This is a genomic window from Paraburkholderia caffeinilytica (genome assembly GCF_046030355.1).
Lineage (GTDB): Bacteria > Pseudomonadota > Gammaproteobacteria > Burkholderiales > Burkholderiaceae > Paraburkholderia > Paraburkholderia caffeinilytica_B.
The window spans coordinates 120811-139356 of sequence record NZ_JAQQCQ010000002.1; the positions used below are offsets into that span (position 1 = coordinate 120811).

General features: G+C 59.6%; 15 protein-coding genes. 2 read left to right on the forward strand and 13 right to left on the reverse strand.

Features of this window, described 5'->3' with window-relative positions; genetic code table 11:
- The first annotated feature begins 44 nt into the window (after positions 1 to 44).
- Both PQQ95_RS02920 and PQQ95_RS02925 read left to right on the forward strand, forming a co-directional pair.
- Positions 45 to 1706, forward strand: a complete 1662-nt coding sequence (locus PQQ95_RS02920; RefSeq protein WP_408434747.1) for a hypothetical protein — start codon at positions 45 to 47, stop codon at positions 1704 to 1706.
- Positions 1707 to 2093: 387 nt separating this feature from the next.
- Positions 2094 to 3107 (forward strand): methyltransferase domain-containing protein, encoded by a 1014-nt coding sequence (locus tag PQQ95_RS02925; RefSeq protein ID WP_408434749.1) that lies wholly within the window; start codon positions 2094 to 2096, stop codon positions 3105 to 3107.
- Between the two features lie 11 nt (positions 3108 to 3118).
- On the opposite strand, the gene PQQ95_RS02930 is transcribed toward PQQ95_RS02925, so the two are convergent.
- The 13 genes from PQQ95_RS02930 to PQQ95_RS02990 form a co-directional block, all read right to left on the reverse strand.
- The gene (locus PQQ95_RS02930; protein WP_408434751.1) at positions 3119 to 3541 is read right to left on the reverse strand and encodes a GtrA family protein; all 423 of its coding nucleotides are present in this window, start codon (positions 3539 to 3541) and stop codon (positions 3119 to 3121) included.
- Between the two features lie 2 nt (positions 3542 to 3543).
- Positions 3544 to 4827, reverse strand: coding sequence for an NAD(P)/FAD-dependent oxidoreductase (locus PQQ95_RS02935; RefSeq protein WP_408434753.1), 1284 nt, complete (start codon positions 4825 to 4827; stop codon positions 3544 to 3546).
- A gap of 14 nt (positions 4828 to 4841) precedes the next feature.
- A complete protein-coding gene (locus tag PQQ95_RS02940) occupies positions 4842 to 5780 on the reverse strand; it encodes an NAD-dependent epimerase/dehydratase family protein (protein WP_408434755.1) in 939 nt (312 codons plus the stop codon).
- Between the two features lie 165 nt (positions 5781 to 5945).
- A complete protein-coding gene (locus PQQ95_RS02945; protein ID WP_408434757.1) occupies positions 5946 to 7598 on the reverse strand; it encodes a M48 family metalloprotease in 1653 nt (550 codons plus the stop codon).
- A gap of 8 nt (positions 7599 to 7606) precedes the next feature.
- Entirely contained in the window at positions 7607 to 8347 is a 741-nt protein-coding gene (locus tag PQQ95_RS02950; protein WP_115782029.1) for an SDR family oxidoreductase, read from the reverse strand.
- Complete coding sequence (locus PQQ95_RS02955; RefSeq protein WP_408434759.1) at positions 8344 to 9663, reverse strand: FAD-binding oxidoreductase; 1320 nt, start codon at positions 9661 to 9663, stop codon at positions 8344 to 8346. Before PQQ95_RS02955 ends, PQQ95_RS02950 begins: the two co-directional genes overlap by 4 nt.
- On the reverse strand, positions 9660 to 11084 hold the full coding sequence (locus tag PQQ95_RS02960; protein WP_408434761.1) for a UbiA family prenyltransferase: 1425 nt from the start codon (positions 11082 to 11084) through the stop codon (positions 9660 to 9662). The genes PQQ95_RS02955 and PQQ95_RS02960 overlap by 4 nt, the downstream gene beginning before the upstream one ends.
- Before the next feature lie 4 nt (positions 11085 to 11088).
- A complete protein-coding gene (locus tag PQQ95_RS02965) occupies positions 11089 to 12237 on the reverse strand; it encodes a glycosyltransferase (RefSeq protein ID WP_408434763.1) in 1149 nt (382 codons plus the stop codon).
- The gene (locus tag PQQ95_RS02970) at positions 12234 to 13490 is read right to left on the reverse strand and encodes a glycosyltransferase (protein WP_408434765.1); all 1257 of its coding nucleotides are present in this window, start codon (positions 13488 to 13490) and stop codon (positions 12234 to 12236) included. The genes PQQ95_RS02965 and PQQ95_RS02970 overlap by 4 nt, the downstream gene beginning before the upstream one ends.
- Complete coding sequence (gene wecB, locus PQQ95_RS02975; RefSeq protein ID WP_408434767.1) at positions 13483 to 14604, reverse strand: non-hydrolyzing UDP-N-acetylglucosamine 2-epimerase; 1122 nt, start codon at positions 14602 to 14604, stop codon at positions 13483 to 13485. The genes PQQ95_RS02970 and wecB overlap by 8 nt, the downstream gene beginning before the upstream one ends.
- Positions 14601 to 16178: a polysaccharide deacetylase family protein gene (locus PQQ95_RS02980; protein WP_408434769.1), complete on the reverse strand. Its 1578-nt coding sequence runs from the start codon at positions 16176 to 16178 to the stop codon at positions 14601 to 14603. The genes wecB and PQQ95_RS02980 overlap by 4 nt, the downstream gene beginning before the upstream one ends.
- Positions 16175 to 17557, reverse strand: a complete 1383-nt coding sequence (locus tag PQQ95_RS02985) for a phenylacetate--CoA ligase family protein (protein ID WP_408434771.1) — start codon at positions 17555 to 17557, stop codon at positions 16175 to 16177. Before PQQ95_RS02985 ends, PQQ95_RS02980 begins: the two co-directional genes overlap by 4 nt.
- A gap of 209 nt (positions 17558 to 17766) precedes the next feature.
- Positions 17767 to 18543 (reverse strand): ABC transporter ATP-binding protein, encoded by a 777-nt coding sequence (locus PQQ95_RS02990; protein ID WP_408434773.1) that lies wholly within the window; start codon positions 18541 to 18543, stop codon positions 17767 to 17769.
- Positions 18544 to 18546 lie beyond the last annotated feature (3 nt).

Sequence of the window (18546 nt, forward strand, 5' to 3'; positions counted from 1 at the left end):
GGATTCGATATGGCATACTCGCGCGACCATTTCCGGAGAATAAGTTGTCGCGCACCCTCTCTATTTGGGCCTCACTGCTTGCCGCCCTGATCGTCGCCACGTCCATTTACGGCGGGTATCATTTTTTCTCGCCCATCCCTTATGGGGACCAATGGGACGGGGAACTAGGATTCTTCAAGGACCTTACGGAAGGCAACTACGCCGTTTTCTGGGCTCAGCACATGGAGCACCGGATTGTATTTTCCCGAGTGCTATTTTTGCTGGACATCGTCCTGTTCGGTGGTCGTAATGTTTTCACAATTGTCGCAAACTATGTTCTGCTCTTCGCAGTGGCGCTTGTGCTATGGCGTGAATATCGAGTCGGGCACAAAGAACCACACCCTCCCCTGCTCGTCGGTGGTCTGATCCTCGGGTTCCTGCTGCTCTGGGTTCAGGCCGAAAACATCAAGTGGGGTTTCCAGAGCCAGTGCATTGCTGTCTATCTGTTCGCGCTGATGGCTTTCGCACAATTCTCCCGCTCTGACAACCGGCCACTTCGAATCTCGCTGGCGATGCTCTTCTGCGTCGCATCCACGCTAAGCATGGGCAATGGCGTCGTTGCCTTCGGCGTGATGGCAATCCAAGGTGTTCTGCAGCGTCGGCCTATTCGCGAATCTCTCATCGTGGCAGCGGGCGGCGCGGTGTGCGCACTGATCTATTTCCATGGCTACTACAAACCTGTTCTGCCGATCGATCCGGCGGCCGCGCATACCTCGCTTGCCCGGCTCAAGTTTTTCGTGGCCTTCATGGGGAATCCGACGTTTTTCGCATGGAACACCGTTGCCGCGATGACTCCGTCCAATCCCCTGAATTGGACTACATGGAGTCTGAAGGTATCCGCCCTGTTCGGCATTGCGTCGCTTGCGATCGCAACAGTTGTTACTGTACGGCTATTCGCAAAGGCCCAAATCACCCCATACAGATCGTTCCTTATAGCGTCATACGGGCTTGTCGCTGCGTCTGCAATGGGCGCTTCCAATAGCCGATGGATGCTCGGCCTTGGCGCGTCAGTATCGGGACGTTACACCACGCCGGTGGTAATCAGCTTTGCCGTTCTCGCGCTGCTCGTTCTTGATGTCGCGACCACCCGTCGCGCGCGACTCCTGGCCTCCGTCGCCCCGCTTGTGCTGCTTACGTTCACCGCGCTCTACCAGTCCCAGGCTTTCGAAGACAATGCCTATCTGTTCAAATGGAAGCTCGCCGTACTGGGTCAAAAAATCGGGCTCGACCATCCTGAGTATGACGCGGCGATCTATCCAGCTTCGATGCACGATTGGTTTGTAGCGAACGCAAATTTCGCCGCCGACTATGAAATCGGTCTGTACGGACGCGGTTGGCTGCGCGATGCCGGCGTCGTGAAATTCGATGCCGCCCGGGTCGATCAAAGCCTTTGCCTGGGACATCTCGATGCGACGTCCACAGACAAGGGTGTGACACACGCGACTGGCTGGGCGACGACTCCAGACCGTGAGACCTTGCTTATCGTCTTGACCGACGCAGGGGGTAAAACGATTGGATACGGTGTGTCGGGCCAGCGCAGATTGGACGTTTCCAAGGCGGTCAAAAGCGCTTCACCCGACGCGGGATGGACCGGATTCGCCAACGCCACTGAAGGGCCTATCTCGGCCTATGTCTACCAGCACGGTCACTTCTGCAAGCTCACCTGAAATGGGCCCCGTCCGGCGATCTCCCCTTCGCCGGGCTCCGCTTCATAGTCACCCATCTTGACGCTCTCCTTGTGAGAACCTCCCAGCAAGGCAAGTAAAACAGATCGCTTCTCGTAAAGTCTGGCACTATCATGGGCACGTTAGCGGGCGAAGGCGAAACCGGGGACCAACCGCGCGCCACCGAGTGCCGCAATATTTCTGTGCCTAGGGTTTACCCAAACCAGTAACAAAGCTAGTTCTCGATGCTGTTCACATCTGTTCACGAGGCGATCCCGGGCGTATCCAGTTTGCATGGGGATCGAGCGGACATCTAGAAGCGCAAATATCAGCCTTAGTTAAGACATGTGACCGACATCATTCAGTGCTCACTTCGCGAGGAAATAGTTGATGAATCGCAAGCAGAAATTGCTCGACGGCCTGAATCTAAAGCAACTGACTGGCATTGAAATCGGCCCTCTATTTCGTCCTGTAGTGACGAAATCAGAGGGCGATGTCATCTACATCGACCATGCCGATACCGAGTCCTTAAGGAACAAGTATCGGACCAACGCCGCAGTCGATATCGACGCGATTGTTGAGATCGATGCTGTATGGGGCACCCAAACATTACGTGAATGCCTGAAGAATAGGACCGTCGACTACGTCATAGCGTCTCACGTAATCGAACATGTCCCCGATCTGATCACATGGCTGGAGGAACTACATTCCATTCTGAATCAGCAGGGAGAACTGAGACTCGTCGTCCCCGATAAGCGTTTTACCTTTGATCTCATACGCCGCGAAACGGAACTATGCGACGTTCTAAGCGCCTACATTGCGCATGCCCGCGTGCCGCAACCCATATGCATCCTTGACCATCTGTTGAATGTCTCCCATGTCGACGCCAGACGCGCCTGGGATACTGGGTTGAATGCTGAGTCGGTCGAGCGTTGCCATTCATTTGCTGACGCAATTCCACCTGCAACCGATTCGTTCCAGAACGGCACGTACCACGACGTGCACTGTTGGACGTTCACACCCCGCTCATTCGCGAGCCTGTTTGAAAGTCTGGCACGCGCCGGACTCGTTCACTTCGCCTGTGATAATTTTTTCGACACAGAACGCTATGAAATCGAATTCTTCGTCACGCTAAAAGCATCGGACGATCAACAGCAGATCATTGACAGTTGGGCGGCCATGAAGAGCGCTACGAAGACTTCCATGCCGCGTGAAACTACCCCAAGTAGCGAGTCGCTCGCAAATCTGCTCGACCTTGAGCGGTCACGCAATCTCGCGCTCTCAAGAAAACTGGAGGCGGCACACCGGACGATCCAGGACCTCCAAGACTCCACTTCGTGGAAAGTGACTGGACCGATGCGTTCATTGGTTTCAACGTTGCGCAGAAAGAGGCAACGGGCCTAGCCGATGCAGCCCTAATGTGATCGAAACGACAACTTTTTGTGGCCAACGTAGCTGGTAAATACCGGCACGATCACACCCACGAGGTGAGCGATCTCCTTCTTGTGCCACACCACGCCGAGCCACGGCAAGAGATGAAAAGCCAGCACCACGCTCACCACCCACGTCTGCAAGACGGCGACGAGATTCACCAACGTAAAAAACATCGCGGATCGCGACGTGGAGTGAACACTCTCTGTAAAAACGAATAGCTTCGTCAGAACGAAGGCAGTGATCATGCCTGCGATATACGCAAGTACGATCGCCGCCGTAAACGGCATCCAGTTGTTGAAAATGATCCGGCTGCCGAAATTCACGCCGGCCGCCACACCGCCGGCCAGCAAAAATTTGAGGAAACGGGGCGACACCAGTCGCCCCTTCGCGGTCCCTGCGGGCATCGTCACAGCATCCTCGCCATCTTTCGCGCCAGACCGATACTTTCGGAAATACCCCGGTCTTCCGGATAGTAATAAGACGTATCGGCCACCAGAAGCCCATTCACAGGAAGTTGAATCGGCGGGATCCGGTCAAGAAAGCCCGGCTCGCAAATCGGCTGTGCGTAGCGGTAACGACTCGCGCGAACGTCGATGAAATCGTCGCTCGTCAAAGCCGGATTGATTTTCATCAGATAGCGTTTCACCTTGTCGATGAAAACACTGTCTGCTTCCTGGTATTTCGGATGCTCGCCTGGCACGTAAAACGGAACGTACACAATGTGTTCGTCGAGCGGGCGGAGATTGGTGTACTCAACGAGGCCAGGAATGTCCATATCCGGATCGTTGACGTTCAGCCAAAAATTATTCGTTACCGCCTTCTTCAGCTTGGCGATCACACAAACCACTGCCACGTTCTTCACGCTCTGGAATGCGGCCGAAATGTCAGCGGGCAAATCTGGAATGACGCGCGGGACATACGGCAGCGGAATCGTGCTGATAACCTTGTCGAAGGGCAGCACTTCACCGTTGACCTGCACGCCCTTCACTGCGCCGTCTTCGATCACAACTTTCTGTGCCGGCGAACCCAAACGGAATTCTCCGCCATTAGCCTCGATATAGCGGCGCATGCCCTCGAGCAACGTATCCGAGCCGCCCTCAAGATAGCCAAGCTTCTCGCGGAACAAGTCGTAGCGCGAACGGCCGATACGGCGAATGCGACTCCAGATCCACGCTGCCGACAGGTTGTACGCATAGTCGTAGAACTTATAGTCGAACAGCCGGCGCCACAGGACTTCCCACGCCTCTTCACCAATCCAGCGCCGAATCCAGCCGGACGCTTCAACGTGATCGAGCGGACGCCAGTCATCGCGCTTGGTGGACAGGAACGCGTGAAGGCCGTAGCGAATCTTCGCCGTCAGACTCAGCCCTTTGAACTTGAGCAGCGCAATCGGGTTTCCCCACGCCTGCACATGTCCCTGATAGTAGTAGCCCATCTTGGTCTCGACCCACTTCAGTTGGTCTTCGATACCAAGTTCGCGCAGCACCTCAAAGAACGCGTGATCGGAGATCGCGTGGAAGTGGTAGTAGCGCTCGATCGACAACCCACCGAAATCGAAGCATGCGGCCATGCCGCCTACGCGGTCGTCTGCTTCGAATATAACGGGCTTGCGCCCGTCTTTAACCAGTTGGTAAGCAACCCCGAGGCCCATGGGGCCTGCGCCCAACACCGCGATCTTTTCGTCTTTCATCACTATTTCCTACTTCAAAACTCAAGCGCGATCTGGCTGTACACAGGATCGTTGAAGGTTTCGTGCATCGCCTTGGCAAATGGCGTGGCCTTGATCTGGAATATGCCCTCCCAGTCGATCACCTCGAACTCGTCGCCGGCAGTCAAGGCTTTCAACTGATCCGCCGTGAAAGGCGGGTTCTTGTCGAACAGCGCGTAGACCTTCAACAGCGCATAGAACAGTCCGTACGGAATGCGCACGATCGCGCAACGGGCATTCGTAGCGGCCTTGATTTGACGAATGATGTCAATGTAGTCGACTTGCTCCAGCCCCGTGATGTTGAACACCTTGCCGCTAATGCGCGATTCGATGCAACTGATAATCACGTTGCAGAAATCCCCCGCGTAGAGCGGCTGGCGCATGTAACGCCCACTCCCGGGAATCGGAAAGACTGGCACGCGCTGCATGAAACGCGAAAGCCAGCCAAGATGCTTGCGGTCAAACCAGCCGAACATGAGTGTCGGGCGCAACACCACGCATTCAATACCTGACGCCAGCACCATCTCTTCCTGCTGCTTCTTGGTGTCGGTATAGAAATCGTCGCCCACGGATTCCACGACAGATGAACTGATGTGCACCGTGTATGGAATGTTAAATTGCTTGATCGCCGCCAACACGTGAGTCGTCGACGTCAAATTGTTGCGGATGAATGGCTCGATCGTCGGGCCGCCAATCTGGGCCTGCAGCATCACGACGACAGCCGCGCCTTCAAAGTAACGAGTCCAATCGCCCGGCTCAGCCAGATCCGCGTACTCGACGGTGATGTCGGGGTGCACGCTGCGCAAGACTTCGATATTGGCTCGATGTTTGTCGAGTACGACCAGGTTCGTATACCCGCGCTGCTTGAGACGAGCGACAAGGTTCTGGCCGACGAGGCCGGCGCCGCCTGGGAGAATGATGCGCGTATCGTTCATTGATCTATCGTTCAGATTACTCGAGTTTAGGTAATGCGCCGCACACGGGCTAGCACACGCTCGCGTCAGATAACGCGACATTTTAAGCTTTGCGAAACGCCCCTTCTCAATCGGGGCGGCAGTTCAGGTTTTTCATCGCCGTCCGGTTCGAACGGTAGCGCCACGCTACTGGGCAACTTGCTCCGGCACGTTGCCTGCGCCGGTCAACGCGCAGTAGGTATCTCCGTGTTTCGCCAGGACGCGAATCGTCTTGCCATCGGCACGGAAAAAACCGGTCCAGCCAACACGGTCGCCGTTAAATTTTTGTACCGTATCAACATCTGGCCGGTGCCTGCCGATAATCCCATAACCGCGCAAGTCGTTTTGCGCGTCGACTATGACAACGTCCTTCGGCTGCACTTTCGCGTCCTGATCGAAAATCCAGCCGCTGGCCATATATCGCCCCGGCGTGGCAGTAGGCTTGACCAGATCGATCTCGCCTTCACACGTGCGACTGGCCGTAGGTTGCTCCGGCGCGCACGGATAGTCCGGCGAGCATTGCTTGAAGATCGACAGACCTCGGGCTTGCGCGGCTTGCGCAGTAATCCGAAGCGCTTCGACGCCGGGATAGACGGCATGTGTCCATTCGCTATCGTATACGTCCTCTCGCACCGCGAGTCCGGCCAGCTTTCGGGCAAACAACTGATCTCGATCCGGCCTGAAAGCTGCACCCTGATACGACAAAACCGTGGCAAGCGCCAAGGCAAATAGCCCGGCATTCACGGCGCGAGCCTGCGGGCGCGGTGCGTTGACCCAGAAGTAAAGCAGAAGCGACAGCCACGCAAATAGCGACGACGTGGTGTAACGGTGCGCGAACGCGGATTCGACACCAAAGGGCAAGCGCCCCCCGGCGGTAATGAACGCGCAGCCGCATACAAAAACGGCGAAAGCGAGTAATGCGGGCGCACGAACCTCACCGCTACGCCCGATCCACAAACCAACCAGTGTCGCGACAACAACAACGGCACCAGCCAGATATGCCAGCGAAAGCTGTGCCGTCGCGGCCCAAACGGGAGCACCAAGATAAAGCAGTACGTACTCTGCCATCCCTATAGGATGATGGAGTAGCGAGCTCAGCACGCTGCCGTGCACAGGTGGCGACACGTAGTGCCTGAAGTATGCAGCCCATACCACAGCAGTTGCGAGCCCTATCAATGCGACGCGCTGCTTTGATAGACCGAAATAAAGCGAAAAAGCGAGCAACACCGGCAACACCAACAAGCCGCTAGCCATCCAGCACGCGGCGAACACGCCATATAGCAACGCCAGCAAAAATTGACCGCTTCGTTCAGGTGAGCCACGGCTACGTGCCAATGCGTCACATGCCAACATCGCGAACAAATAGACGCCAAACCACTGGTTCTGGAATCCCCATGTCAGATTCTCATCCTGTATCCAGGAGAACGCCATTGTTGCTATTACGCCGGCAAGCGCAATTCCCGCGACCCACGTCAAACGGACATCGCGCGATACGATCCGGCCGACCGTTGCTGCCAAAGCCCCAAGCAAGACGAGATTCGCTACGAGATCGACGACATTTCGCCCCTCGAACCATCGAATATCCGTCCAGAAAATCAGCCGTGGCAACAGCAGTCTGTGTTCGTTGTGTTGCTCCCACAGCACCGACCAATTGTCTGCGAAGCGTATGTAACCGCCTAGGGAGCCGTCCCATTGGTCCCAGAACGGCACAGGAGAATAGTTTCTCACCACGCCGATGACGCAACTGACAATGACGAACAAGCCACACAGTCCAAGCGCCCACGCCGCAATCGTCGTCAAACGCCCTCTCACAACGACGCCCTCTTGAACAAGAACCCCGGCACCGACCGGATGATCAACATGATTCCCGACCAGAACCACGGCGTATAAATCGAATCCTTCTTCTTCTCGACCGCACGAACGATGTCGTTCGCGACACGCTCAGGCGTGGCGACCAGCGGCCCGGGCAACGGCATACCAGCCGTCATCGGCGTATCCACGAACCCCGGCTTGATGGTCAGCACATGGACGCCCGACTTGAACAGCCTCGCGCGCAAGCCTTCACAGAAAGTCGACACGGCCGCCTTCGCGGTCCCGTAGACATAGTTCGAAGGCCTGCCCCGATCCCCTGCCACCGACGAAATCACCGCAATCACGCCGCTCTTCGCGCTTTCCATGACATTCGCCAGCGGCGTCAGCAATGCGATGACCGACAAACCATTGGTGGACAGTTCGCGCAATGCGACCTTCACATCCTGTTCGCAAGCCTTCTGATCGGACAATGTTCCGTGCGCGATCAACGCGACATCAATACCGCCCAGCGTCCCGACGCACGCATCGAGCATCGCCTGATGGGCATCGAAATCGTTCATGTCCAGCACGTGGCTCGTCGCCGCCTTGGCGCCGCGCGCCACGAGATCCGCGGCAATCTGTTCCAGGCGTTCCGCCTGCCGCCCGACGAGAAACAGCGTCGCGCCTTCGGACGCCCAACGGCGCGCACAGGCGATGGCAATTGCGGAAGTCGCACCGACTATCAGGACTTTTTTCATGTTTGTGTTGTTCGTTGCCAAAAACGGGACATCAGCGCGGGATCGCGCAATGCCTCCAACTGATGCCACGCCGGATACGCGAGCTGGAAATCGCGCGCGGACATATGCGCGTCCTTTGCCGGATACAAGCGTCCGCCGGCTTCCCGCACAATCGCGTCGAGCCGCTCGAACAGCCGACGATTGCTTTCATCGTGCTGCGGAAAATCCAGCGCGAGCGATGCCCCTTCCATTGGAAAAGACAGCAACCCCGGCGAGACCGCATTGCCGCAACGCTTGAGCACGGCGAGAAACGAGCCCGTACCGCTTTGCCCGATTGCCTCCAGAATTGCGTGCATGGCGTCGCGGGAATTCACCTGAGGCAGCACGCACTGATACTGTTGAAACCCACGTTTGCCGTAAATCCGGTGCCATTCGAGCAGGCTGTCGAGCGGATAGAAATAGCTGTCGTAATCGACTTCGGTTTGCACCGTTTTCTGCTGCTGACGGTTGTAGTACAGCGCATTGAAGGCGCGCAGCGTCAGCGGATTGATCAGCGAGATCGGCGGCGTGACCGGCACAGCGCGCTTCTTCTTGACCGGAAGCTGCAGACCGCCCTGCTCCGCATGATCGCCGACCATGAAGATGCCGCGTCCGAGCGATGAGCCACGGCTCAGACAATCGATCCAAGCCACGCTGTATTCGTGCTTGCTGTCGAGCTCTTCCGACAACGTAAAAAATTCGTCGAGATTGCCAAAACGGATACTCGTCACCGACACGCGACTCGAGCGAATCGGCATCAACTGAATCTCCACCCAGGCGATCACGCCAGTGAGTCCGAGGCCGCCGATCGTTGCGGCGAAGAACCCGGCATTCTCCTCCGGCGAACATTCAAACGCCTCGCCCTCCGAACGCAATAGCGCAAAGCGGCGTACTTGACGGCCAAACGTACCCCGCACGTGATGGTTCTTGCCGTGCACGTCGTTGGCGACCGCGCCACCCAGCGTCACGTATTTGGTGCCGGGCGTGACAGGCAGCATCCAGCCACGCGGAACCGCTATTTGCAAAATGTCGTCGAGCGTCGCACCAGCCTCCGCGCGCACCACACCAGTTTGCCAGTCGGCCGCCATAAAACGATCGAGAGGTCGCGTATGCACGACCTGATCGCTCGCAGCGAGACAACTGTCGCCGTAACTACGGCCATTGCCATAGGCCAGCGTCGTGCCGTTGGCACCCGCGACCTGCGCCCAGACCGGTTGCAGGCGGTCACGCCACACCACCGGATGGCCTGCCTGCGGATGATCTGGGTAACGCCCCCAGGACTTGAGTGGCTTCGTCATATGGCGAACCAGAACACCAGCCCCATCAACGCCACGGTCAACAGACTCGTGCGGTCTTTGGCCGCGAACACGACCGGGTCGTCATGCATCAGCCCACGGTGCGTGATGAGCCATGTGCGGCTGATCCAGTAGAGCAACAACGGACACGCCAGCCAGATCACCTGCGGATGACTGTAGAGATGCGTCGTCTTCGAATCCTGAATGTAGAGCGCGAGCACCAGCACCGAAAGATAACCGGAGGCGGCGCCGAGCGACGAGATCATCGGCAGGTCGTCGGCTACGTAGCCGCGCCCGCGCGCTTTCGCGCCGCCCGCTGCGCGCGTGGCATGTAGTTCGGCATAGCGCTTCACCAACGCCAGGCTCAAAAACAGAAACATCGAGAAGCCCAGCAACCAGAACGTCAGGGTCATCCGGAACGCCGCTGTACCGGCAATGATGCGAGCGGTATAGAGCATCGCCAGCACCACGACATCGAGAATCACGCGGCGTTTGAGCAGAAACGAATACAGCATCGTCAGGACGTAATAGCCTGCAAGCACGGCAGCGAACCGCCACGGCAGCCAGATCAGCGCGCCTGCGAACGCCCCGATCGCGAGGACCGGAAACGCCGCCATGCCCCAGATGATCGACAACGAACCCGAGGCGAACGGGCGCCGCCGCTTGGTCGGATGATGCCGGTCGTCGTCGAGATCGAGCAGGTCATTGAGCAGATAGACGCTCGACGCGCACAGACCGAACAGCACGAACGCGAGCACGCCACGCAGATCGAGTTGCAGCGACGATACCTGATGCGACGCCAGCAGCGGAATAAAGATCAGCAGGTTCTTGAGCCACTGATGCATGCGCAGCGCTTTGATCCACACGCGCAGCGGGTTCTTGCGGGTCTGCAGCACGCTCTCGACGTTGCCGATCTTCTGCGCGCGCCGCGCTACGCCGAGCGAAGGATTCACGACATAGGCGCGCTCGGCTGCTTCCCAGACCGCGATGTCGTCGTGTGAATTGCCGGCGTAATCGAAACCCTTGTTGCCGAACTCGCGCACCAGCGCATCACGCTTGCGGCCTGACGAGAGATTGACCTTGCCGTCGGTGGCGAGGGTCTTGTCGAACAAGCCGAGATGACCGGAGATCGCCTCGGCGTAGCGGGCGTCGCTGGCAGTCGCGAGCACCAGCGAGCGGCCGGCCGCGCGCTCGCGCTTGAGCCACTCGATCACCTTCGGGTCATAGGGCAAGGTCGCGACGTCGACGTGCGTGGCTGCGGCAAGCTTTGCCTTGAGATGCGCCTTGCCGCCCTGGGCAATCCAGACCAACGGACGATAAAAGCGCAACGGGTTCGCCTTCAGATAGGCAAAACCCGTCTCGATCAGCATATCCGATCGCATCAGCGTGCCGTCCAGATCTACGGCCAGTGTTTTCCATTGCATTTCGCTAATCCTTCCCCTCGCCGCGTCTCGCGACTTCCTGGTATAGCGCACTATATGCTTTGCCAAGCGCCACGCCAGAAAACAGCGTTTCGTATCGCGCACGAGCGGCGCTTCCCATCGCCGCCGCCATCGCATCGTCGCTCAGCAGCACATTCATTGCGCCAGCCAGTTCTTTTGCTTGTTCCGGTGCGACGACAAAACCCGTCACACCATGTTGATTGACGTAGGACGTTCCGGATCCCACCTCGCAGCACACCATCGGCTTGCCGAACATGGCGGCCTCCGCCAGCACCATGCCGAACGCTTCAGAGCGCAAGTGCGACGGCAGCACCATTGCACGGCATCCCTTGAGCAGGGCGACCTTTTCTTCGTGCGTCACCTGCCCGGCAAAAACGACGTTGGTCGCGCCCGTCTGCTGCGCCAGCGCCGCCAGGCGCTCCCGTTCCGGACCGGAGCCCGCAATCACGATTTTCGCATTGACATGGCTTGCTGCCTCGATCAGGGTGTGCAGGCCCTTGTAATAGCGCAACACGCCGAGGGCGAGAAAGTACGGCTCGCCGGCTGCAAGACCGAGACGGTTGGCGATGTCGCGTTGCGCATCCACGGAATGCGGGTCGTCGCGGTAATCGATGATGCCGAGCGGAATGGTCTTCAACCGTTCCTTCGTCACGCATTCCGTCAGCGCCTCGCTGGTCTGCGCATAGGCAGGCGAGGTTGCAACCACCGCGGACATGCTGCGCAGCGTGCGCCGCATCAACGGCCCGTAGACGGCGCCTAGCGCCTTCTGCCGCACGATATCCGAGTGATAGGTCATCACTGTTGGTTTTTTCGTTCGCCCCAGTAAATGCAGCACATCGGCAAACGGCCACGGAAAGTGGAAATGCACGACGTCGGCCCAATCGGCCATCTGCCGATACTTCAGCAACGCGCCCGGTCCGCCCAGATCGCACGACGCCGGCGCCGCCCAGGACTTCGCGCGTATGACGCGCCCCTCGGGATAGTCGATCTCGGTCGGCACGGGTGTCGGCGACAAGGTCAGAATGCGCGGCTCGACACCGCATGCGCGCGTGGACAGCGCGATCTGGCGAATCGCTTCCTGCAAGCCACCTGGCGGATCGGGGAAATAGGTGCGGTAAACATGAACCACTTTCACGTGCGCACCTCCGCGCCGTGGCGCTGTTGCGCGCTGCCGCTGCCCGATTCACGGCCATTGAAGGTGATCTGCAGCATCTTGTCCAGCCGACGCTCCCACGTATTCTCACCCACCGCCGCCCGCGCCTCATCCGCGCTCAGCTTGCCACGCGCAAGCTGTTTCTCGATGGCAGCGATAAAGGCGTCGAGGTCGCCCCCCACTTCGAGACCCGCACGCGGCTCTTTCGCAAAATCCAACGGGGTCGACACCACCGGCAAACCCGCCGCGAGGAATTCATAAAACTTCATGGGGAACATCGAACGGGTGTATTCGTTCAGCAAGGTCGGCAGCACGCCGACCTGCATGCCGCGCATATAGCGCGGCAAAGTCTGATAGCTGCGATAACCGAGCAGATGCACGTTCGGCAAGCGCGCCAGTTGCGCGAGCAAGTCGCTGCGCTGTCCTTCACGCTCCTCGCCGATAATGACCCACTGCCATTGCGGCCGGGCCTGCGCGGTCTGCAACAGCAGCGGAAAGTCGACTTTGAAGTCGGACAGCACGCCGTGATACACCAGCCGCGGCTCCGGAATCGCGGCAAGCTCAGGCGGCAGCGGTCCATCAGCACGCGCCTCGCCGAAGTGGGCTTCGTCCACCACGTTGCCGAAAAAATGCGTGTTGGGATTAAACGGCTGGCAGGTTTCCTTCAACGACATCGCCGTCGTGAAGACTGCCTCACAGCGTCCCACCAGCGCTTGCTGCGCGTTGCGGAATGCCTCCACATCGACGCCGGGAATCGCCGCGATATCGTCGACGCAGTGATACACGAGCGGCCCGCGAGGCAGCGTCGCAATCGCATCGAGCATGTACGGGTGATAGGTCCAGACGACAGGATCCTGGAAGCGCCGCGACTTCGCGAAACGGGTCACGGAAAAACGCAGCAACGCCTGGTTCAGCGAGCGAACGAACGGCACGTGGTGCCCGGCCGGCACCATCAACGGCGACAACACCCAGATGTTTTCAGCGCGCCGCGGCGGCCCGAGCACGAGCGATTGCATGCCGCGCCACAGACGACGCCACAAGCGGGCCCAGTCGCGCCCGCTGCCGACTTTGGGCGAACGGAAACCGACGCTCTCCACGTAAAGCACTCGCCAGCCGCGTGCGGCCAGAATGCTCGCGGTATGCTGCTTGTTGGTCCAATACGGTTCGTCCCAATCGGCCGTCGAGAACAACACGCAGTCCCGCGCGGCAAACACCGTGTCCTTGCCTTCAACCACTGAACACCTCGACCGGCCGGCCCAGCAGACTATCGAGAATACGCTGCGAAGCCAGTCCGTCACCGTAAGGGTTCGCGCGATTGCGCAGCGCCTCGCGGCGCGCCGGATCGTCGAGCCAGCCAATCACCGCGCGTTCGATACTGTCCGGCGCCTGACCGGCCAGCGTCGCAAAACCTGCATCGACGCCTTCGCGCCGCTCGGTGTGATTGCGCATCACGACGACCGGTACGCCGAAGGTCGGCGCTTCTTCCTGAATGCCACCAGAGTCGCTGACTACGACCGCGCTGCCGCTGATCAGATAGAGACTGGTCGGATAGTCGACCGGCTCGATCAACGCGAGGTTAGGGATGCCGTTCAGTTCGCGCAGCACGGGTTCGCGCACGGCCGGATTCAGGTGCACCGGGAAGATCCAGCGGTGTTCGCTATAGCGCTGGCACAGGTCGCGCAGCACGTGGCAAATATCCTGCAACACGTCACCAAAGTTTTCTCGCCGATGGCAGGTGACGAGAATGTGTTGCTTCTCCGCGCCCGTCCATGGCGGCAACGGACTTTCCGGGGGCGTCACATCCCAGCTCCGGCGCACGGCGGCAATCGCATCCACCACCGTATTGCCGGCGACGATGATTTTTTCCGCGGCAACGCCTTCGTTCAACAGGTTCTCACGGGCAAGCTCCGTCGGCGCGAAATGCAGCGTGGTGATGCGGCTCAGCAGACTGCGATTCGCTTCTTCGGGGAACGGGCTCTTGAGATCGCCGGTGCGCAATCCGGCTTCGACGTGACCCACGGGAATGCCGCGATGAAAAGCAGCGAGACCCGCGCAAAATGCCGTCGTGGTATCGCCTTGCACGATCACCCAGTCCGGGCGCACTTGCTCCAGCGCGCGATCGAGCGCGGATAAGAGGCGCGCGGACAATGCGTTCAGCGATTGCCCGGGACTCATCGTATCGAGCGTAATATCCGGTTCGATGCCGAAGAATTCGAGCGCCTGCGCAGCCATGTCCTTGTGCTGACCGCTCGCGCAGACAATGGTGTCGACTTCGGCACGCAAAGCCCGCACCACCGGCGCCAGCTTGATGACCTCGGGCCGCGTGCCCATTACCACCATGACTTTCATTGCAATGGCTTCCCTGCCTCGACCTGCACGTGAGCGCCGCGAAACTCGACGCCGAGCGTCAAACGCGAGTCACCATTCGACGGCGTCAGGACGCGGAACGTACCACCCTCTTCGATAATCTGGGTCAGCGACCTGAACTTGAGAAAATCAAGCGCTGCGTCCTCGTGCATGAAGAGCGGTTTTTGCGCCTTGCTTCGGATGTACGCGATGAATTTCTCGTGAGCATCGATACGCGACGCCTCATCCGGCCAGCCGTACGCGTAGCGTTCCGAAAACGGATGATCGAGATAGCCGAACAGCGTGTTGGTGGCGTAAGCGTAGTCGAAAGCCTGCTTGAAAACGGCAAGCTTGTCGCCTTCGTTGAGCATGCATGCGCCGTGCAGCATGCACTGCTGACTGTGTCCGATGAAGCCCAGAGGCAAGCCCGCCAACGCGCCGCCACGGGCCGTCAGGAACTCCGGATCATTGCGGATGATCCCGCCGATGCAACCGTCATAACCCGCGTCGGCCAGACCGCGCATCGCATACGGTGGCGACTGGTGAAACGGCGATACCGCGTAACGCACCGGTACACCCGTCACCGCCTCGATCATGGCCGCGGAATGAGCACCTTCCGCGAGGGCGTTTTCATAGCTGCCGCCCCAGTTCGGCGCATGGGTCGCCGTGTGCGACAGCACCGCGCCCTGCTGCCTGTCGGCCAGCAGTTCACGAAGAATGCCGTGGTGCTCCGTGCGGTTCAGGTTCTGTGTGTGAACCGCCAATGTGAAGGGCACGCCCAGACGCTGATAGGCTTGCCACAACGGACGCGCCGACTCGACGTCTTCGTCGCAATCGAGCCGCGACGTGATCGCCGCGTCGTAACCCCACGGCAACTCGCTCAGCACCGGCTGGCACGGCAACGTGTCCGAGCGGTAGCCCGACAGAAAATTTTCGACCATGCGCCATTCGAACGAGTCGCACGGGCCGACCGCGCGGTTGAACCACAGCACGCTCGACGCGCCGATATCGGATAGTGCGGCGTACGAAAACTGCCGTTCCCCGCTTACGACGACCGCCGCGAGTTCGGCCGCCGCAGGCACCTGGACCGCTTGCCCAACCGACCAGATCGAACCGTCGCCGCGGATCGCGCCATAGCCGAGGTTGTTCCATTCGTCAGTAAAGTCGAAACGCTCGAACGGGCGCTGCCACGGTTGGCCGCCCAGCGCCTGCGCCAACGCGCCATAGCGCACCACCGCCGCGCTCTCGCGCGCTTCGCCCGACGGCGCCGACGCGCTGCGGCTCGCGCCCGCCAACCCGGCCGGCCATTCCGTCGTGTGATAGCCCAGATATTCCGCGAGCGATACGGGCACATGGCCGAACACCACGAGCTTGCGAGGACGGGCACGCAACCACGCGATCAGGTCCGCGCTCCAGCCGTCGGGCGCATCGACTGCGACAACCACATCCCGTGCGATCTCACGCAGGCTGCTGCGCGAGATCGCCTGGGCCTGGGTCGAGCTGACCGAGCGCTGCACCGCCGCCAGCACATACTGGCCGGCCTCTGCTGCCGCGTCTGGAAAAAGAATGCCGATCATGCAGTGACCACGTGACGAAATTTCGCCCGGCTGCCGACACGCACCAGATCGTCGTGTCCCACATAGGCAATCGTGAAAGCGTCCTGCCAGAAGTGACGCAACTTGTTGGTCGTTTCTTCCGCGTTCGCCGTCGGTTCAAGCACGATTCGCAGGGTGGGCGGCGTGGTTCGCAGATCGATCTGGAACTCCTGAATTCCGCCGACACGATGGTCGAGCATGTCCTGAATATGGTGTGTCGGGTGCGCCACGCCGTTGATCGGCACGACGTCGTGGATCCGGCCGACGACGTCGGTCAGGAAGAAACCCTTTTCGGTTTCCTGCACCCGCGCCAGATCGCCCGTTGCGTAGCGGATCAACGGCATCAACCGGTTGCGGAACCCCGTAAACACGAGTTCATGTGCGCCATCGGGATTGCCCTCCGACACGCGGCTTTCCGGCCACCCTTCGGATTCGAGAATCTGGAAACCGCCTTCATGACCATCGAGTTCGTAAGCCATCACGCCGAGCTCGGCGAGCCCATAGCGATCGATCACGCGGCACCGCAACGCCTTCGCGATCATTTCGCGGGCGTGCGGCTCGAGCAATTCACCGCTCGATTCGAACACCGCAAACGCTTTGCCGCCGCCGTACTTGCGTTGCACGTAGCAAGCGAGCGCATACATGGTCGACGGATGCGAGTGCGCGAGATAAGGCCTGCGACGCTTGAGCGTCTGCCACATTTCTTCGAGACCCTGATCGTCGATCCGGTCGAAGAAAATGTTGCTGCGATTCATCGCGAAGCATTTGAAATCTTCGCGCGACGGCCATTCAGGCACCGCCTGATCCGGGAAACGGCAGGCAAAGTGAAGTTCCGAACGATGGCGCAGCTTGCCGATCCGTTCGCGCGCATAGAACGTGACCGCCGACGAATAATCCGCGCCTTCCTGGTCGTAGTAGATCGTGGTCGACAATCCCGTCGAACCGCCGGTCTTGCACACGTGGTGGCGGCCTGCTTCGAGCGGGATCGACAGCATGCGCGGACCCTGCTCGCGGATGATGTCCTTGGTCAGATACGGGAGTTCTTCCAGATACCGCGGGTCCTGCTTGACCTTGGCCGGATCGAACTGCTTCGCCTGAAACAGATCGCGGTAATACGGCACCTGCGCACCGGCGAATTCGAGAATGCCGGCCAGCCGCTCCAGCGCGATGCGGCGACGGTGCGGCATCGGCAACGTGTAGTGCTGCCGCAGCTCTTCAATCTTCGGACGCACGCTGCGCTTTTCGCGACTCTCCGCGATCGGATACGCAATGTAACCTCCCGCGAAACCCTTCAACGTGCGAAACGGCTGGCGCACCAACAGGGACTCGGAATACCGCAGAAATGGATGATTAGCTCGCATGAATTCGAACCTTGTTGCGCCTGTGTGGCTCCCGCCGAACGCGCTGCGGGAAGTTCGCAGGCGCGTTCAGCGGCACTGTTGTCACTGTTGTATTGGGCGCGAAGCCTGTCTACGGACCGAAGCTCGGCACCCGCATCACACTTTTCTGAATGGTCACACCGGGGCGTGCCGTGGTCATGCGACCCGTTCAGGCACGCCCGCTTGCGGCGTTAGTGCGGCAACCGCGCCGTGTCGCTAATCAAGGGGCCCTCGTTGACTTCCGGTGCGATCACCGCTTCGTCGGACACCATCTTGCCGTGCTCCATGGAAATCTTGCGATTGCACACGCGCGCCACCAGCTTCGGATCGTGGGATGCCACGACCAGCAACGACGCCTTGCCCACCAGGCTCTCGAGGCGTTCGGCCGCCCTGACGCTGAACTCCGCGTCGCCCACGCTCAGCCATTCGTCCATGATCAGGATATCGGCTTCGACGCTGGTCGAAATCGCGAACGCAAGACGCAGCATCATCCCGCTCGAATAGGTGCGCACCGGCAGATTCAGGTAGTCGCCCAATTGGCTGAAATCGGCGATTTCGTCGATTTTGCTGCGGATGCGCGCCGGCTTCAGGCCGTCGAGAATGCCGCGCAGATAGATGTTTTCGAAGCCGGTTGCGTCGGGGTCGAGACCCATCGACACGTCCAGCAGCGAAGCAATCTTGCCGTTCACCTTGAGTTCGCCGCGTACCGGCGCGTACACGCCGGAGAGCGTGCGCAACAGGGTCGTCTTGCCGGAGCCGTTGTGGCCGATCAGACCAATACGCTCACCTTCGGTAAAGCTGAAGCTCAGGTCGTCGATCGCTTTGACGATCGCATGACGACCGGCGTCCTGGCCGATCCGGCCACCCGTCGTGAGATTGAGCACCGCCTTTTTCAACGAGCGATGGGAGTTCTCGTAGATCGGAAATTCGACGGAGATGTTACGAGCAACAATCGATGAAGAACTCACAAT